Annotated in this window: 16 protein-coding genes and 1 pseudogene; 16 read left to right on the forward strand and 1 reads right to left on the reverse strand. The window is 49.0% G+C overall.

The features are described 5' to 3' along the window. The 3 genes and pseudogenes from AC1DWB_RS27560 to purT form a co-directional block, all read left to right on the forward strand. Positions 1 to 423 (forward strand): annotated as a pseudogene (locus AC1DWB_RS27560) (TIR domain-containing protein); the annotation flags it as partial. Then, positions 416 to 577: a hypothetical protein gene (locus tag AC1DWB_RS27565; RefSeq protein ID WP_477544306.1), complete on the forward strand. Its 162-nt coding sequence runs from the start codon at positions 416 to 418 to the stop codon at positions 575 to 577. The pseudogene AC1DWB_RS27560 and the gene AC1DWB_RS27565, both read left to right, overlap by 8 nt. An 84-nt stretch (positions 578 to 661) precedes the next feature. Continuing rightward, the gene (gene purT, locus AC1DWB_RS27570; protein WP_477544307.1) at positions 662 to 1,822 is read left to right on the forward strand and encodes a phosphoribosylglycinamide formyltransferase 2; all 1,161 of its coding nucleotides are present in this window, start codon (positions 662 to 664) and stop codon (positions 1,820 to 1,822) included. A gap of 90 nt (positions 1,823 to 1,912) precedes the next feature. On the opposite strand, the gene AC1DWB_RS27575 is transcribed toward purT, so the two are convergent. Continuing rightward, the gene (locus AC1DWB_RS27575; protein WP_477544308.1) at positions 1,913 to 2,587 is read right to left on the reverse strand and encodes an ABC transporter ATP-binding protein; all 675 of its coding nucleotides are present in this window, start codon (positions 2,585 to 2,587) and stop codon (positions 1,913 to 1,915) included. Between the two features lie 127 nt (positions 2,588 to 2,714). On the opposite strand from AC1DWB_RS27575, the gene AC1DWB_RS27580 reads away from it, so the two are divergent. The 13 genes from AC1DWB_RS27580 to wrbA all read left to right on the forward strand — a co-directional run bounded on the left by AC1DWB_RS27580 (position 2,715) and on the right by wrbA (position 13,305). Further along, the gene (locus AC1DWB_RS27580; protein ID WP_477544309.1) at positions 2,715 to 3,083 is read left to right on the forward strand and encodes a GntR family transcriptional regulator; all 369 of its coding nucleotides are present in this window, start codon (positions 2,715 to 2,717) and stop codon (positions 3,081 to 3,083) included. Next, positions 3,080 to 3,784 carry an ABC transporter ATP-binding protein gene (locus AC1DWB_RS27585; protein ID WP_477544310.1) on the forward strand — a complete coding sequence of 235 codons (705 nt, stop codon included), beginning with the start codon at positions 3,080 to 3,082 and terminating at the stop codon, positions 3,782 to 3,784. Before AC1DWB_RS27580 ends, AC1DWB_RS27585 begins: the two co-directional genes overlap by 4 nt. Beyond that, positions 3,771 to 4,448, forward strand: coding sequence for an ABC transporter permease (locus AC1DWB_RS27590; RefSeq protein ID WP_477544311.1), 678 nt, complete (start codon positions 3,771 to 3,773; stop codon positions 4,446 to 4,448). Before AC1DWB_RS27585 ends, AC1DWB_RS27590 begins: the two co-directional genes overlap by 14 nt. Positions 4,449 to 4,523: 75 nt before the next feature. After that, positions 4,524 to 5,201, forward strand: coding sequence for a response regulator transcription factor (locus AC1DWB_RS27595; protein ID WP_477544312.1), 678 nt, complete (start codon positions 4,524 to 4,526; stop codon positions 5,199 to 5,201). Continuing rightward, entirely contained in the window at positions 5,198 to 6,622 is a 1,425-nt protein-coding gene (locus tag AC1DWB_RS27600; RefSeq protein WP_477544313.1) for a sensor histidine kinase, read from the forward strand. The genes AC1DWB_RS27595 and AC1DWB_RS27600 overlap by 4 nt, the downstream gene beginning before the upstream one ends. A gap of 7 nt (positions 6,623 to 6,629) precedes the next feature. Continuing rightward, positions 6,630 to 7,244 carry an undecaprenyl-diphosphatase gene (locus AC1DWB_RS27605; protein WP_477544314.1) on the forward strand — a complete coding sequence of 205 codons (615 nt, stop codon included), beginning with the start codon at positions 6,630 to 6,632 and terminating at the stop codon, positions 7,242 to 7,244. Positions 7,245 to 7,274: 30 nt separating this feature from the next. Continuing rightward, on the forward strand, positions 7,275 to 8,447 hold the full coding sequence (locus AC1DWB_RS27610; protein WP_477544315.1) for an MGDG synthase family glycosyltransferase: 1,173 nt from the start codon (positions 7,275 to 7,277) through the stop codon (positions 8,445 to 8,447). A gap of 57 nt (positions 8,448 to 8,504) precedes the next feature. Then, positions 8,505 to 9,221: a polysaccharide deacetylase family protein gene (locus AC1DWB_RS27615; RefSeq protein WP_477544316.1), complete on the forward strand. Its 717-nt coding sequence runs from the start codon at positions 8,505 to 8,507 to the stop codon at positions 9,219 to 9,221. Positions 9,222 to 9,247: 26 nt separating this feature from the next. Beyond that, positions 9,248 to 10,534, forward strand: coding sequence for an aspartate aminotransferase type Ic (locus tag AC1DWB_RS27620; RefSeq protein WP_477544317.1), 1,287 nt, complete (start codon positions 9,248 to 9,250; stop codon positions 10,532 to 10,534). Next, positions 10,521 to 10,649 (forward strand): hypothetical protein, encoded by a 129-nt coding sequence (locus AC1DWB_RS27625; protein ID WP_477544318.1) that lies wholly within the window; start codon positions 10,521 to 10,523, stop codon positions 10,647 to 10,649. The genes AC1DWB_RS27620 and AC1DWB_RS27625 overlap by 14 nt, the downstream gene beginning before the upstream one ends. A 247-nt stretch (positions 10,650 to 10,896) precedes the next feature. Further along, the gene (locus AC1DWB_RS27630; RefSeq protein WP_477544319.1) at positions 10,897 to 11,244 is read left to right on the forward strand and encodes a YkgJ family cysteine cluster protein; all 348 of its coding nucleotides are present in this window, start codon (positions 10,897 to 10,899) and stop codon (positions 11,242 to 11,244) included. A gap of 253 nt (positions 11,245 to 11,497) precedes the next feature. Further along, positions 11,498 to 12,388, forward strand: a complete 891-nt coding sequence (locus AC1DWB_RS27635) for a helix-turn-helix domain-containing protein (RefSeq protein ID WP_477544320.1) — start codon at positions 11,498 to 11,500, stop codon at positions 12,386 to 12,388. 296 nt (positions 12,389 to 12,684) lie between these two features. Further along, positions 12,685 to 13,305, forward strand: coding sequence for an NAD(P)H:quinone oxidoreductase (wrbA, locus tag AC1DWB_RS27640; RefSeq protein WP_477544321.1), 621 nt, complete (start codon positions 12,685 to 12,687; stop codon positions 13,303 to 13,305). The last annotated feature ends 376 nt before the right edge of the window (positions 13,306 to 13,681 follow it).

Below are 13,681 nucleotides of genomic sequence, written 5' to 3' on the forward strand. Positions count from 1 at the left end.
GTGTATGACAAGCTGTATGAAGCGTTACGGTTCTGTTATAACATCTCGTCGCTTAGAGGGAGCCGCTTACGTGGCGCTGCGATCTGGGTTCCGGACGGGACAGAGGGTATCCGGCAAGTGGCAGGGAACGTCGGCAAAGGCCGGTTCTATGCATTCAGCGCAAATGAAAGTAGACGGAACGACGATCAACGTATCGGCGTTCTGGACGCCTATCTGAACAACAAAGTTCAGTTCCTGTTATACAAGGAACATATTGCTTACGAGTATTTGTTGTGCTATTCTGTTGGTAAGAAGCTGGTCATGACCGTTCATTTGACCGTTCCATATGTAGCATCCGCAGACGATCTCACCCGCGTGGAAGAAGATAACCAGGAGCTGCTGGATACGGTCCATTACTTGTTTGGAGGGGATTCGAATGAATAAGCGCCAAGCTAAGAGCGAGAAGATCGTGAACCCGATGCCAGATAGCATGCTGCAGAAAGTAGTCGCGCCTTCATTTCACGGAGGGGCCGACAAGGAGTACACCGTCGTCTTCGAGAAGAAAGCCATTTACAGGAAACCATCCTTTGCCCGATAATGTAAATCTGCTGGATGAGAAGTCTGCTGAAGAAGCAGGCTTTTTTTAATCAAATATATATTCTGATGAAGTGAGGAACCCGCCATGTTACGTACTAAGAAAATGCTGCTATTAGGTTCAGGAGAATTGGGCAAGGAAGTTATTCTTGAAGCTCAGCGATTAGGCGTGGAGACAGTAGCGGTAGACCGTTACGCTCATGCACCTGCCATGCAGGTCGCCCATCGCAGTTACGTCATCGATATGCTGGACGCGGGGCGACTGCGCGACATTATCGAACAGGAGAAGCCAGACCTCATCGTGCCGGAGATCGAGGCGTTAGCTACTTCCGAACTCGTGAAGCTGGAGGAAGAGGGGCATCGCGTTATCCCAACAGCTCGTGCGGCGAAGCTAACGATGGATCGCGAAGGGATTCGTCGGCTTGCCGCAGAGAAGCTGGGGCTGCCAACAGCTGGCTACAAATTCGCGGATACTTATGAGCAGTTCGAACAAGCTGTTAAGGAAACCGGCTTTCCTTGTGTTGTCAAGCCCCTTATGAGCTCATCAGGCAAAGGTCAGAGCGTATGCCGGGAAGAGAAGGATATCGAGCAATGCTGGGATATTGCGATGGAAGGCGGGCGGGTACAMAACGGGCGTGTGATCATCGAACAGTTTATCCGTTTCCAATCGGAGATTACGCTGCTAACGATTCGCTCGGTGAGCGGGACAAGCTTCTGCGCGCCAATCGGCCACATTCAAGAAAGCGGAGACTACATCGAGTCATGGCAGCCGCACGATATGACGGAACGCCAGATCGAGGAGGCGAAGCATATCGCGAAGACGATTACGGACGAGCTTGGTGGTTATGGTCTGTTCGGAGTCGAGCTGTTCCTAACAGAAGATGGGGTCATCTTCAGCGAAGTTTCTCCACGACCGCACGATACGGGATTAGTGACGTTGGTGACGCAAAACTTGTCCGAATTCGCGCTTCATGTCCGAGCTATCCTGGGGTATCCGATACCGGAGATCGTGCTGATCACGCCAGGCGCGAGTAGGCCTTTGAAAGCGGATCGTGAGTTGGACAACTATCGTATCGATGGAGTGGACGAAGCATTGTCCGTTGCGAATACGCAGGTGCGTATCTTCGGTAAGCCGGTCACGAAGGTAGGTCGGCGCATGGCAGTAGCATTATCGTCGGCTTCCTCTGTCGAGGAAGCGCGCCTTCGCGCGAAGCAAGCATTGGACAAGCTCTCCATCCAAGAAGATTAGATTCGTAGTACAATAGGAGCACAATAGTGCGAATCAATCAGGGCTGCCGAATCGTTCGGCAGCCCTGTTGCGCGTAACAACAACGTGATCTCACATTTCTGCTGCTATGCGTCCATCGCGAATCCGGATGATCCGTTCAGCTTGCAGGGCGATAGCCGAATCATGTGTGATCAGGAGAACGGTCCGGCCTTGGCTCTGAAGACGTTTCAACAGATCAAGAATGTCGTTCCCGGTCTGAGAGTCGAGCGAACCCGTAGGTTCGTCCGCCAGTAGGATGGGCGGATCACCGGCCAATGCCCTTGCGATCGCAGCCCGTTGCTGCTGACCGCCGGATAATTGTGCTGGACGGTGATGGGAACGATGTACAAGATCAACCGCTTCCAATGCGCGGTTCACCGCAGCTTCCCGTTCCTTACCCGACATGCCGCGATATAGCAGCGGCAGCTCCACATTCTCGTACACCGTCAGGCGCGGCAGTAAGTTGAAACTTTGAAAGACGAATCCGATCTTGCGGTTTCGAATATCGGCGAGTTCATTGTCGCGTAAGGCGCGAATATCTTTCCCATCCAGCCGGTAGATCCCCTCATCGGTCATATCCAGACAGCCCAAGATGTTCATCAGCGTCGACTTGCCGGAGCCGGACGGCCCCATAATAGCTACAAACTCCCCTTGCTGGATATCAAGCGAGATATGATCCAGCGCCCGGATCATCTCGGAACCACGGGCATAATATTTGCAAACGCCTTCCATCTGAATCAGACTCATCCCAATCGCCCCCTATTCATAACTATTCAAGAGACATACGCGGTGTTCATACGGTTGACAGTACTTTCCACTCGTGTTACTGTATTAGTGAATTAATACAGAGCTACTGTGTCGATTGGAGGTCCAAGTGGAATTTAATCAGAACGAGCCGATCTACATGCAGATCATCGATGATATTAAGACCCAATTCATGAATGGCACTTACAAGCTTGGGCAAGAAATTCCGTCCCGTAGAGAACTCGCCAAAAGCCTAGGTGTGAATCCTAATACAATACAGAGAGCATACAGCCGGATGGAAGAGATGAAGCTTATCGTGACCTCGAGGGGACAAGGCAGCTTCATGACGAACGATGTGGAAATTCTGGATGCCATCCGGGAAGAAGCCGCATCCGGCGCCATTAGCCACAGTGTCGAGCTGCTTCGGTCCTTCGGCAAGTCAGACGAAGAAATCCTGCAAGCGATGGCGGACTATATGAAGAGGGGGGCGCAGCCATGATCGAAGTGAAGCATGCGGTAAAATCATTCGGGCGTAAACAAGTATTAGCCGGAATTTCCTTCAACTTGATGGAAGGTCAAATTGTCGGATTACTCGGAACGAATGGGGCAGGGAAGTCGACTTTGCTGAAGGCGATGGCTGGACTCATCCGGTTGGATCAAGGAACAATTACTTTCGACGGAAACACGCCCATGTCAAGATCGACAAGATCGGTGGTAAGTTACCTACCGGACCATGACGCTTGGCACCCATGGATGACATTGACGGATGCGATGCAGTACTTACGAGATATTTACACCGATTGGAATGTGGAGAAGGCAGGGCGTCTATTGGACTTTTTCGAATTGCCGTCTAATACACTGATGACTCAATCATCCCGCGGTATGCGCGCGAAGATGAAACTGTTGCTTGCCTTGAGTCGGGATGCTCGTTACTTGCTGCTGGATGAACCGTTCGCGGGCATTGACCCGTTCGCAAGAGAGCAGATCGCCCTGGCTATTGCCGAGGATTTTCTGGAGGAGGGGCAGACGATCGTGATTACGACACATGAAGTCTCGGAAGTAGAGCGAATGCTCGACGAGATCTTGTTCATTCACGAGGGAGCCCTGCTGCTGCAAGGTAATGTCGAGACGCTAAGACAGGAAAGGTCCCAATCGCTCCTTGGGATGCTGAAAGAGGTATACGCCGATGCACGCGTTTAGCCGGTTGTGCAAGACGGAGCTGCGGAGCCGAAGAAATACGCTGATTCTCGTAATCATCATTACGGCGCTGATTCAGGTGATGCTTGCCCTGCTGCCAGGGATGCTGGAGCTTGCCACGGACCAACTGGGGTTCATAGTCACATTGAATATATTCATCTATGCTGTTGCGATGTTCTTTACATTGCTGTATTGCTTCACCATATGGACCGAAGAATGGCGTAATCGAACGATTCATCATCTGCTATCCATTCCCATACCCAGAGCTTACTTGCTCTTATCCAAATTCACGGCTGTCTTATTGGAAATCGTACTCATCACTTGTGTTATGGCAGTAGGAATGAGCTTACAGAACGGGCTGCAAGGTGGTTTGCTGTTCAGAGCCGAGCCGCTAATTACTCTTGATGTTTCCAAAGTCATCTTCATCCTGCAGCTGCTGATCGGCTGCACCGATGTTGTATTATTAGGTTTCTTCAGTACACTGATGGGCAAATGGTTCTCCAAGGCTTCGGTGATCATTATGTTCTTGGTTTTTATAGGGGGATTGTTCCTATCAGTACTATTCATTATCCAGGTACCAGATTTGCTTGCGCTAGTAATCGTCGGGCTGGCCGTATTCGCAGGAAGCTTGTACTTGCTGGACAAGAAGATAGAGGTTTCTGCATGAACGTAAATCCCACAAGTTTTTTCTCATTAAATTCTCATGTTAATGGGGTACAGTAAGGATATGAGGTGGGACGCCATGAAGAAGATTTTGCTGATTGAAGATGAGAAGAACTTGGCCATGTTCATTGAGCTGGAACTGCAGCATGAGTCGTTCTCCGTTACGGTTGCCTATGATGGCCAGTCCGGTCTGGCATTATCCTTGAGCATGGATTGGGACATTATTTTGTTGGATATCATGCTTCCTGGCATGAATGGGTTGGAAGTATGCCGTCGCATTCGTGCGGTGAAGACGACGCCGATTATTATGTTAACTGCAAGAGACAGTGTGTCTGATCGTGTATCAGGCTTGGATCGGGGAGCCGACGACTATATTCCCAAGCCATTCGCGATCGAGGAACTACTCGCCCGCATTCGTGCGATGCTGCGTAGGCAAGAGATGACCGAAGATTCCCAGCATCCTCATCTGCTGACGTTCGCAGATCTGAGCATTAATGTGGAGGCCAGGATGGCGTTCAAGGGGGATGTGCCGTTGGAATTGACAAAGCGTGAATTCGACTTGCTTGTCATCTTCGTACAGAATAAGAACATTGTTTTGACCCGGGACACATTGATTGAGAACGTATGGGGATTCGATTCGATAGTTGAGACGAATGTGGTGGATGTGTATGTCCGCTACTTGAGGAATAAGCTGGATCCTTCGGGCAAAGATAGCATTATTCATACGATTCGGGGAATCGGGTATGTCTTGCGATGAGACGAACGATACAGCATTGGATGTTGCGACTTCCTGTGAAATGGAAGATGGTGTTGTGGTCGTCCTTAACCTTGTTTCTGTTATTCACTGCATATAACGTAGCCCAATACATTACAATCAATCAATGGATGATTAATGAAGAGAAAACATCGATCCAACGGAGCATGGCAGAGCTTCAAGATTATTTCCAGGAGAAGAGTGCGAATCTGGATGCTCAAAGTATTGTGAATAGCAAAAGCTTCCTGCAGACGATGAATGAAAGAAACCAGCTGATTCGGATTTTGGACGAGAAAGGTCAGCCGATCGTGACAGTTGCCGACCGGATTCCGGTGGAATTAGTCRCCGCGACCGTCGCTGAAGAAACGCAATTGTTCACGATATGGCGTCGCGAAGAGCATCTGTTAGTGATGAGAAGTCCGCTGTCAGCAGGACTGTTCCATGGCACAATCGAGATTGTGAACAATGTGGATACGTTCGAGCATTTAACAGATATGATCATGTGGGTCATGATCACGGCAGGCATAGGTGCGGTGATCTTAAGCGGCCTAGGCGGATTGATACTGGTCAGGCAACTGTTGAAGCCTGTACATGCATTGGCGGAGACGATCCATAAGGTCAAGAATAGAGGCTTGCATGAACGGGTTCCATATAGCGGTACGAACGATGAATTCAGTCGTTTGGCAGACTTGTTCAACGATCTGCTCAGTCAGCTGGAGACAGCGTTCAAGCAACAAAAGCAGTTTGTCGAGGATGCTTCTCATGAGCTTCGTACACCAATCTCGATTATCAAAGGGCATCTCTCCTTATTGAATCGATGGGGGAAGGACGACCCGATCATTCTGGACAAGTCACTGACTGTCTCGTTGCAAGAATTTAACCGGTTGGAAGGGATCGTCCAAGAACTGCTCGAGCTGACTAGAGCCGAGAATGAACGCATACCGCTGAATCGTATACCGATTCATCCGGCAGAGCCAATCCGGCAATGCGTGAACAGGGTCAAGGTACTCCATCCACAGTTTGCGTTCGAACTGGATCTGAGTGAGATACAGGAAGACGGTTTTATTAACGTCGCTCCTCATCAACTGGAGCAAGTTCTTCACATTTTGTTGGACAATGCGGTCAAGTATTCGGATCGGCAACAATCGATACGAGTCTTAGGGCAGCAAGACGATAAACTCATCACGATTGATGTGATCGACAAAGGGATAGGAATACCTGCAGAGGAGCTGCCCCATGTATTCGATCGGTTCTATCGGGTCGACAAGGCGCGTAGTCGGGAGAAAGGTGGCACCGGCTTGGGTCTCTCGATCGCCAAGCGGCTCGTAGAGCACAACAATGGCGAGATCGCCATCACCAGCCTGGAACAGGAAGGAACAAGGGTGCGTCTTATGTTTCCCTTAATTAAAATAGAAGGAAGATGAATGGATAATGAACTTGATGCAGTTGGATTATGAGGGATTTGTCCTTATCAATCACTTGGCACAATCGCTGTCTTTCTTGAATCCCATGATGCGTTTGTTCGCACAACAAGGGGAGTATATGTTTTACGCCGCAATTCTTGTATACTGGTTCAGTAGATCCATCCGAAACCGAACCCAAGTATTGGAAGCCCTTCTGGCGGCGTGCGCGGCGATGGGGATCAGTGCGATGCTTAGTCATTTCCTGTATCGTGATCGCCCCTTCGTTACGCATGATGTATTGCAACTCATTCAGCATGCACCCAATGCATCATTTCCAAGCGATCACGCAACCGCAGCATTTGCACTGGCCACGATGTTCTGGTTGTACCGGCGCCATTCCGGCAAGCTGTGGCTAATCTTAGCCGCCTGCATCGCTGTTTCCCGCGTCTGGACAGGTGTACATTATCCGGCGGACGTGCTAGCTGGCGCTTGTATCGGTGCTTTGTCTGCAGGTGGAGTACATCGAATTGCAACGAAGACGAGATGGGCTGAACGAAGCTTAGATGCTGTTATCCGCTATTATGAGAAGATGGAAAATAAAGTTTGGCCTAACAAACAAACGACCCGCTCCTTAGATTCTTAATGATGAACCGATTAGGAAAGGGAGAGATGTATGAGCACTGAGAAACTGTTGATCTTATCCAGCAATTATGGGGAAGGGCATGAGCAAGCAGCGAATGCGATCCAGCAATCGCTGCGAAGCTACCATCCTGAGGTGGAAAGCGAATTAATCGACTATATGGAATGGACGCATCCTTATGTACATCGGTTCAGCCGGTATTTGTTCCTCAAGGGTGTGCAGAACTTTCCGTCTGCTTATGGCTACTTGTACAATACAACGAAGAATGAGAATTCATTTTCCAAGGTGCTCAAGAAATGCAATCGACTTGGCAGCGCTAGACTGTTGAAATTGCTGAAGGAGATGAAGCCGTCTACCGTGGTCTCCACGTTTCCGCTAGCGGCTGGCGCGATGTCGATCTTGAAGCAATACGGCCTGACGGATGTCCATACCACAACGGTCATTACGGATCATTCGCATCATAATCATTGGATATATCCGCATACGGATCACTACTTGGTAGGATCTAATTTTGTCAAAGAAAGCCTTCTAGCTAGGAACATTCCCGCGGATCAAGTATTCGTCACGGGCATCCCGATTCGGACGGAGTTCTGTCAACGGTATAATCGGAATGAGTTGATAGCCAAGCATGACCTCGATCCCGAGTTACCTACCTTGATGCTGATGGGCGGAGGGTACGGGTTGTTTGGAGACGGGGTCACATTCCTCAGAGCGCTGGAACGGCTGCCGTTCCGGTTGCAGATTCTGATCGTGTGCGGGCGCAATCGCCACTTCCAGCAGCGAATGTCCGCGGAGATGGTCCATTCCAAGCATCGGATACATATTAAGGGATATATTAATTATGTATCGGAATGGATGGGCGTATCCGATCTGCTGGTGACCAAGCCAGGCGGTCTGACGGTTTCGGAAGCACTTGCGATGGAGCTGCCGATGCTGCTGTACAATGCGCTTCCTGGTCAAGAAGAAGATAACGCCAAGTTCCTCATTCGTTCTGGTGCAGCCATGAAGGCCGTGCATATGCAACATCTGGTGGAGACGATCGGCAACATCATGTTGCGTCCCGAAACACTTCGTTCCATGAAGGCGAAGGCGAGGTTGTTGCAAAGGAAACATGCAGCACATGATGCGGTACAAATATTGATGAATCCTCGCAATGAGGCGATATTTCGAAATAATGGGGTTGAGCAGTTGCTGCCTTCTTGGTAAGCTGGGAATACGGACAAATCCGAGGATCAGCTGGAGGGGGAAGGAAGGCACGAAATAATGAAAAACGTATTCTGGGTCTTGTTTGTATTTGTAAATTTTTACACGGTCATTCCTACTATCCTCATTCGGACGTTTGGACTTGGCGTACACAAAGCTAGGGAAGGAGAAGGGATCGCCTTAACATTCGATGATGGGCCAGATCCGGAATTCACTCCGCAATTGCTGGATTTGTTAGATCGCTATCATATCAAGGCAACTTTCTTCGTGCTTGGCTCCAAGGCGGAGCAGTATCCCTATTTAATTAGACGCATGCATAACGAAGGGCATTTGATCGGGATTCATAATTACAGTCACCGTAGCAACGCAATCATGTCTCCTTGGAAAGTAAGGCTGCAACTGAAGCATGCGGTTCGAACAATCGAGAACATTACTGGAGCGACTCCGCTTCATTACCGCCCCCCTTGGGGCGTGTTCAATATATTCGACATATTACTATTCACACGGTTTCGTGTAGTACTGTGGTCGCTTATCGTAAGAGATTGGGTGAGTACGGGAAGCGCGGAGAAAATCAGGGACCGCCTGCTCAGCAACTATAAGAATGGGGATATTATCGTCCTTCATGATAGCGGCGATACGCTTGGAGCAGATGCGGATGCGCCCACGTTCATGCTGCTAGCCCTTCAAGCTTTGTTGGATCAAGCGGTGCGAGAAGGCTATGAATTCGTCAGAATCGATGAGAAGCGGATTAAGACCAAGCAATTGAAGTTGGATTAGAGAACCATACTGGAGGGCAATTAACTATGCCGCTATACAGCAATCTTAACCATAATCAACTAACCGCGCAGTTAGTCCAATTACAGGAACAATACGATCGCTGCAAAAGCCAGAACTTGTCCCTGGATATGTCAAGAGGCAAGCCCTGCCCGGAACAATTGGATTTGTCCAATGGTATGCTTGACATCCTCAAGTCGGGGGATGAACTGAAAGCTCAAGACGGTACGGACGTTCGAAACTATGGTGGGCTGGATGGRCTTCCTGAGACGAAAGCGCTATTCTCGCAAATACTTGGAGTGAGTCCGCAGCATATTCTAATCGGAGGAAACTCCAGCCTCAGCATGATGCATGATACCGTTGCAAGAGCCATGCTGCATGGAGTGTATGGCAGCGAGACACCGTGGGGGAAGCTTCCCGCAGTGAAGTTTCTGTGCCCCAGTCCCGGGTATGACCGGCATTTCGGTATATGCGAATTATTCGGCATCGAGATGATTACGATCGACATGCAGGATGATGGCCCCGATATGGATCAGATTGAGAAGCTGGTAAGGGAAGATGCCTCGATTAAGGGAATCTGGTGTGTGCCCAAATACAGCAACCCAGACGGGATTACGTACTCGGACGAAGTTGTGGATCGATTGGCTGCTATGGAGACCGGAGCGAATGACTTTCGGATTTTCTGGGACGACGCGTATAGTGTACATCATTTGACAGATCAACCGGATTCGTTGAAAAATATGTTGACTGCCTGCGCGGAAGCAGGAAATCCAGATCGCGTGTTCATCTTCAGCTCTACATCCAAGATCAGCTACGCTAGTTCAGGGGTTTCTGTTATGGCGGCTAGTGTAGATAATCTGACTGTAATCCGCAAACAACTAAGCGTTCAGACGATCGGACCGGATAAGGTGAATCAGCTGCGGCATGTCCGATTTTTCCAGGATCAGGCGCACATTCAGTCGCATATGAAGAAGCATGCTGCTATTCTGAAGCCGAAGTTCGATCTCATTCTGGATCTGTTAGATTCGGAGCTTGGCGGGAAAGGGATCGCGACATGGCGACAACCGAATGGCGGCTACTTCATTAGCTTGAATACGCTAGATGGCTGCGCCAAGGAAGTTGTGAATATGGCGGCGAAGACGGGGGTAACCCTGACTAAGGCGGGTGCGACATTCCCTTATGGTCAAGATCCACGCGACCGGAATATCCGGATTGCCCCATCGTACCCATCGTTAACTGAATTGAAACTCGCAATCGAAGTGCTGTGCCTCTGCGTTCAAATCGTAAGTCTCAAGAAGCTGCTTGAGCACGCGTAGAATAGAGGCCAAGGAATCGTCCTGGCTTCGTCCAAGCGAGTCTACCATTCATATTCTGGTTGGCGGCGGCGGAACGAGTCACTATAGCAAGCCACATAAGGCGATTGATCTGTGAACGATCGAGCCTTCGATACACGTAAGAAGGCGATCTACTTGGCTAATGCCAGGTAGATCGCCTTTGTTATATCGCCTGATATAGGGCGCTATGATTTTACTGGATGTTGAAACAAATGAAAAATAATGCTAGAATAGATTATTCAACAATATACTATATTATAACATGCAATGTCATATTTGTCAAGGTGCAATAGAGTTGAGGGATCATGGTAGAAATAATAGACTCGAAGCGAAGGAGTTGTCTGATGGAGAGCTTGCCCTGCAACGGCTGCAGAGGGTTGTGCTGCGGTCCGGTACCTGTAACAGAGAGGGAACTGAAGGAAATCAAGAAGAAAGTGAAGTCGATGCCTCCCAAGACACGTGCTGATCTTCAAAAGCAACAAAGGTTCATGGGAACATGTATCTTTTATGATTCGGATCATGACAAATGCGGGATTCATTCTGCAAGACCTTCGATCTGCCGAGCATTTGGACACTTCGGCAACCTCGTCTGCTTCCGCAAGCCTGAGGCCGCGGCATCAGAGTGCTGGAAGGCGAAGGAGGTTCCGGTCGGAATATTGTCAGTCGACTTTACCTGGAATGATTTCAAATAACATTAATTCATCAAGGCGTTGTTACGGTATTCGTTGGGCGTCTGATCCGTACTTTTTTTGACGCTGGACACCCATCTTACTGAATCGGTTGATCAGGAACAGGAATTGCAGGCGAGAATGCGCAACGATGCCGCGGTATGGCTTACGTTCGAGTACATCAGACGGTATTGCCAAAAAATTGCTTACTGATCCAGAGTGAGGCGTGGTATCATAGACTCCTAAACATTCATTCATGAAAATAAGGTGACGTATTATGTCTGCATATCTGGAAAACTTCGCTTCAATCGGCTCCACTCCTGTGCTTTCAAGTGAACACTTGGGATGGTCCAATATCAATCTTACGCAATGGAACCGTATATCACCGAATGTAGCTTACGATGGATCACTCCATTCCAAGCATCTGATTACAATCCATGGCTCCAGCAATCAGATGAAGATCCATACACATGAGCAAGCAAGCGCACTCGAACGTGTGACCCAATCCGGCGATATTCAGATTTTGCCTGTCGGAGCGCAACTGCACTGCCAATGGACACAAGCGATGTCCTTTCTTAAGATGGAAATTGCCCCAGCGTTTATTAATCAAGTGGCGTTCGAGTCTGGATTCGGTGATCACGGAAAGCTAGAGCTGGAGCGCAAGAATCTGTTCCGAGACAGCAAGCTGTTGCAACTGAGCGATTGGATGGTCGAAGAGCTTCGTAATGGTGGAGCAAGTGGGAAACTGTACAGGGATTCACTTGCGAACATGACTGTTGTTCATCTGTTGCAGCACTACACGACCCGTTCCCATCGCTGCAACAAACCGAACAAGTTAACGAACCAGCAAGTCTCTATCGTAATGGAGTATATGCAGGCAAACTTGGATAAGGACATGTCGCTTGAGGAGCTAGCTGTTATCGGAAATGTCAGCTTATCGCATCTCGTTCGTCTATTCAAGCAACAGACGTCGTTCACGCCCCATCAATACTTGATTCGGCTTCGAATTGAGCGATCCAAGCGCTTGATACGCTGCGGGAATTCCGGGATGAAGGACATCGCGGTCCAAGTGGGATTCTCGGATCAGGGACATTTCTCTAGGTTGTTCAAGAGAGAGACCGGCTTTACACCTATGCAGTATGCTACAGACTTACGTATTCGAATATAAGAAGAAGTATCTATACCGGAAGCATTCAGGAATGTTACTAGTTCTTGAATGCTTTTTTGATTTGGCGAGGAAGTCTCTATCGACTGTAACAGGACGAATCGGATGCGTGCTGGGACAAGAGCTCGGAATAATGCGCATTTTAAGCAAAAAAGGAGTTATTTCATTCAATCATCCAATTAGGGGTTCCGGCTATACTTTAGTTATAGTTCGAAGGAACATACTCTTACCCGATTCGCTTGCAACAAGCACTGGCTTCAGTATCCATTAATTCATAATAAGAGAGGAGCTCATCACCCATGAGCCACAATCCAGTCAAGCTAACGATCGTCTATTACAGTTCCACAGGTACGAACTATCATATGGCCAAGGCAGCAGAAGAAGCGGCTATCGCACAAGGGGCCGATGTTCGATTCGTTCGGGTCCGAGAGCTTGCTCCGGAAGCGGCTATCGCTTCCAATCCAGCCTGGAAAGCTCATCTGGAAGAGACAGCTACTGTGCCTGTCGTTTCCTTGGATGATATTGGGTGGGCTGACGCTGTTATCTTCAGTACGCCAACACGCTTCGGTAACGTTGCTGCTCAGATGAAGCAGTTCCTGGATACGACAGGATCGTTATGGGCGCAAGGGAAGCTGACGAACAAGGTCGTCTCCGCCATGACAAGCGCAAGCAATATGCACGGTGGTCAGGAAGCGACGATATTGTCCTTGTATACGAGTATGTATCATTGGGGAGCGATCGTCGTGGCTCCGGGCTATACTGATCCATCCATAATGGATGCTGGCGGGAACCCTTACGGTGCTAGCGTGACTGTGGATTCGTCCGGTAAGTTCGATACTAAAGTTCTGGACGCGGTCAAGCATCAAGCTAGACGAGTCGTTACGGTGGCCGCAGCGTTGAAGAGAGGATGGAGCGAGTAATTACGCTCGTCTCGTGTTGGGAGTCACCATCATTGTTACATTACAAGTCGCGTAAATCGCGACTTTTTTGTTTAATGTCACAAGGTTCTTGACATTGGGTGATGACAAGAACCTTGTGACATTCCTGACGAAGGCAGAAATAGTAATCACAGCGTGCTCGGACGCAAGGCGCCGAAAAACACCGACGGGCAGGATAACTCAATAATTTTTATGGTTGGTGGAAAACGAGAAGGTCTATATCCGCAACAAAAGGGGAATTAAACCGTCAAATATAAAAATACTAAAGATGGAAGGAAAATGAAAATGAAAAAGTTTATACTAGGTGCGGCTTTCGGAATCGTAATTTCTGCTTCAACAGTGGCGAACGCTACGGAAT

Source organism: Paenibacillus sp. P4_E11 (assembly GCF_056401635.1).

Bases quoted from the DNA above. Each gene is read 5' to 3' on its own strand.
- AC1DWB_RS27635 (WP_477544320.1), top strand. From the start codon at position 11,498: ATGTCTGCATATCTGGAAAACTTCGCTTCAATCGGCTCCACTCCTGTG.
- AC1DWB_RS27615 (WP_477544316.1), top strand. From the start codon at position 8,505: ATGAAAAACGTATTCTGGGTCTTGTTTGTATTTGTAAATTTTTACACG.
- wrbA (WP_477544321.1), top strand. From the start codon at position 12,685: ATGAGCCACAATCCAGTCAAGCTAACGATCGTCTATTACAGTTCCACA.
- AC1DWB_RS27630 (WP_477544319.1), top strand. From the start codon at position 10,897: ATGGAGAGCTTGCCCTGCAACGGCTGCAGAGGGTTGTGCTGCGGTCCG.
- AC1DWB_RS27605 (WP_477544314.1), top strand. From the start codon at position 6,630: ATGAACTTGATGCAGTTGGATTATGAGGGATTTGTCCTTATCAATCAC.
- AC1DWB_RS27565 (WP_477544306.1), top strand. From the start codon at position 416: ATGAATAAGCGCCAAGCTAAGAGCGAGAAGATCGTGAACCCGATGCCA.
- AC1DWB_RS27585 (WP_477544310.1), top strand. From the start codon at position 3,080: ATGATCGAAGTGAAGCATGCGGTAAAATCATTCGGGCGTAAACAAGTA.
- AC1DWB_RS27610 (WP_477544315.1), top strand. From the start codon at position 7,275: ATGAGCACTGAGAAACTGTTGATCTTATCCAGCAATTATGGGGAAGGG.
- AC1DWB_RS27575 (WP_477544308.1), bottom strand. From the start codon at position 2,587: ATGAGTCTGATTCAGATGGAAGGCGTTTGCAAATATTATGCCCGTGGT.
- AC1DWB_RS27590 (WP_477544311.1), top strand. From the start codon at position 3,771: ATGCACGCGTTTAGCCGGTTGTGCAAGACGGAGCTGCGGAGCCGAAGA.
- AC1DWB_RS27595 (WP_477544312.1), top strand. From the start codon at position 4,524: ATGAAGAAGATTTTGCTGATTGAAGATGAGAAGAACTTGGCCATGTTC.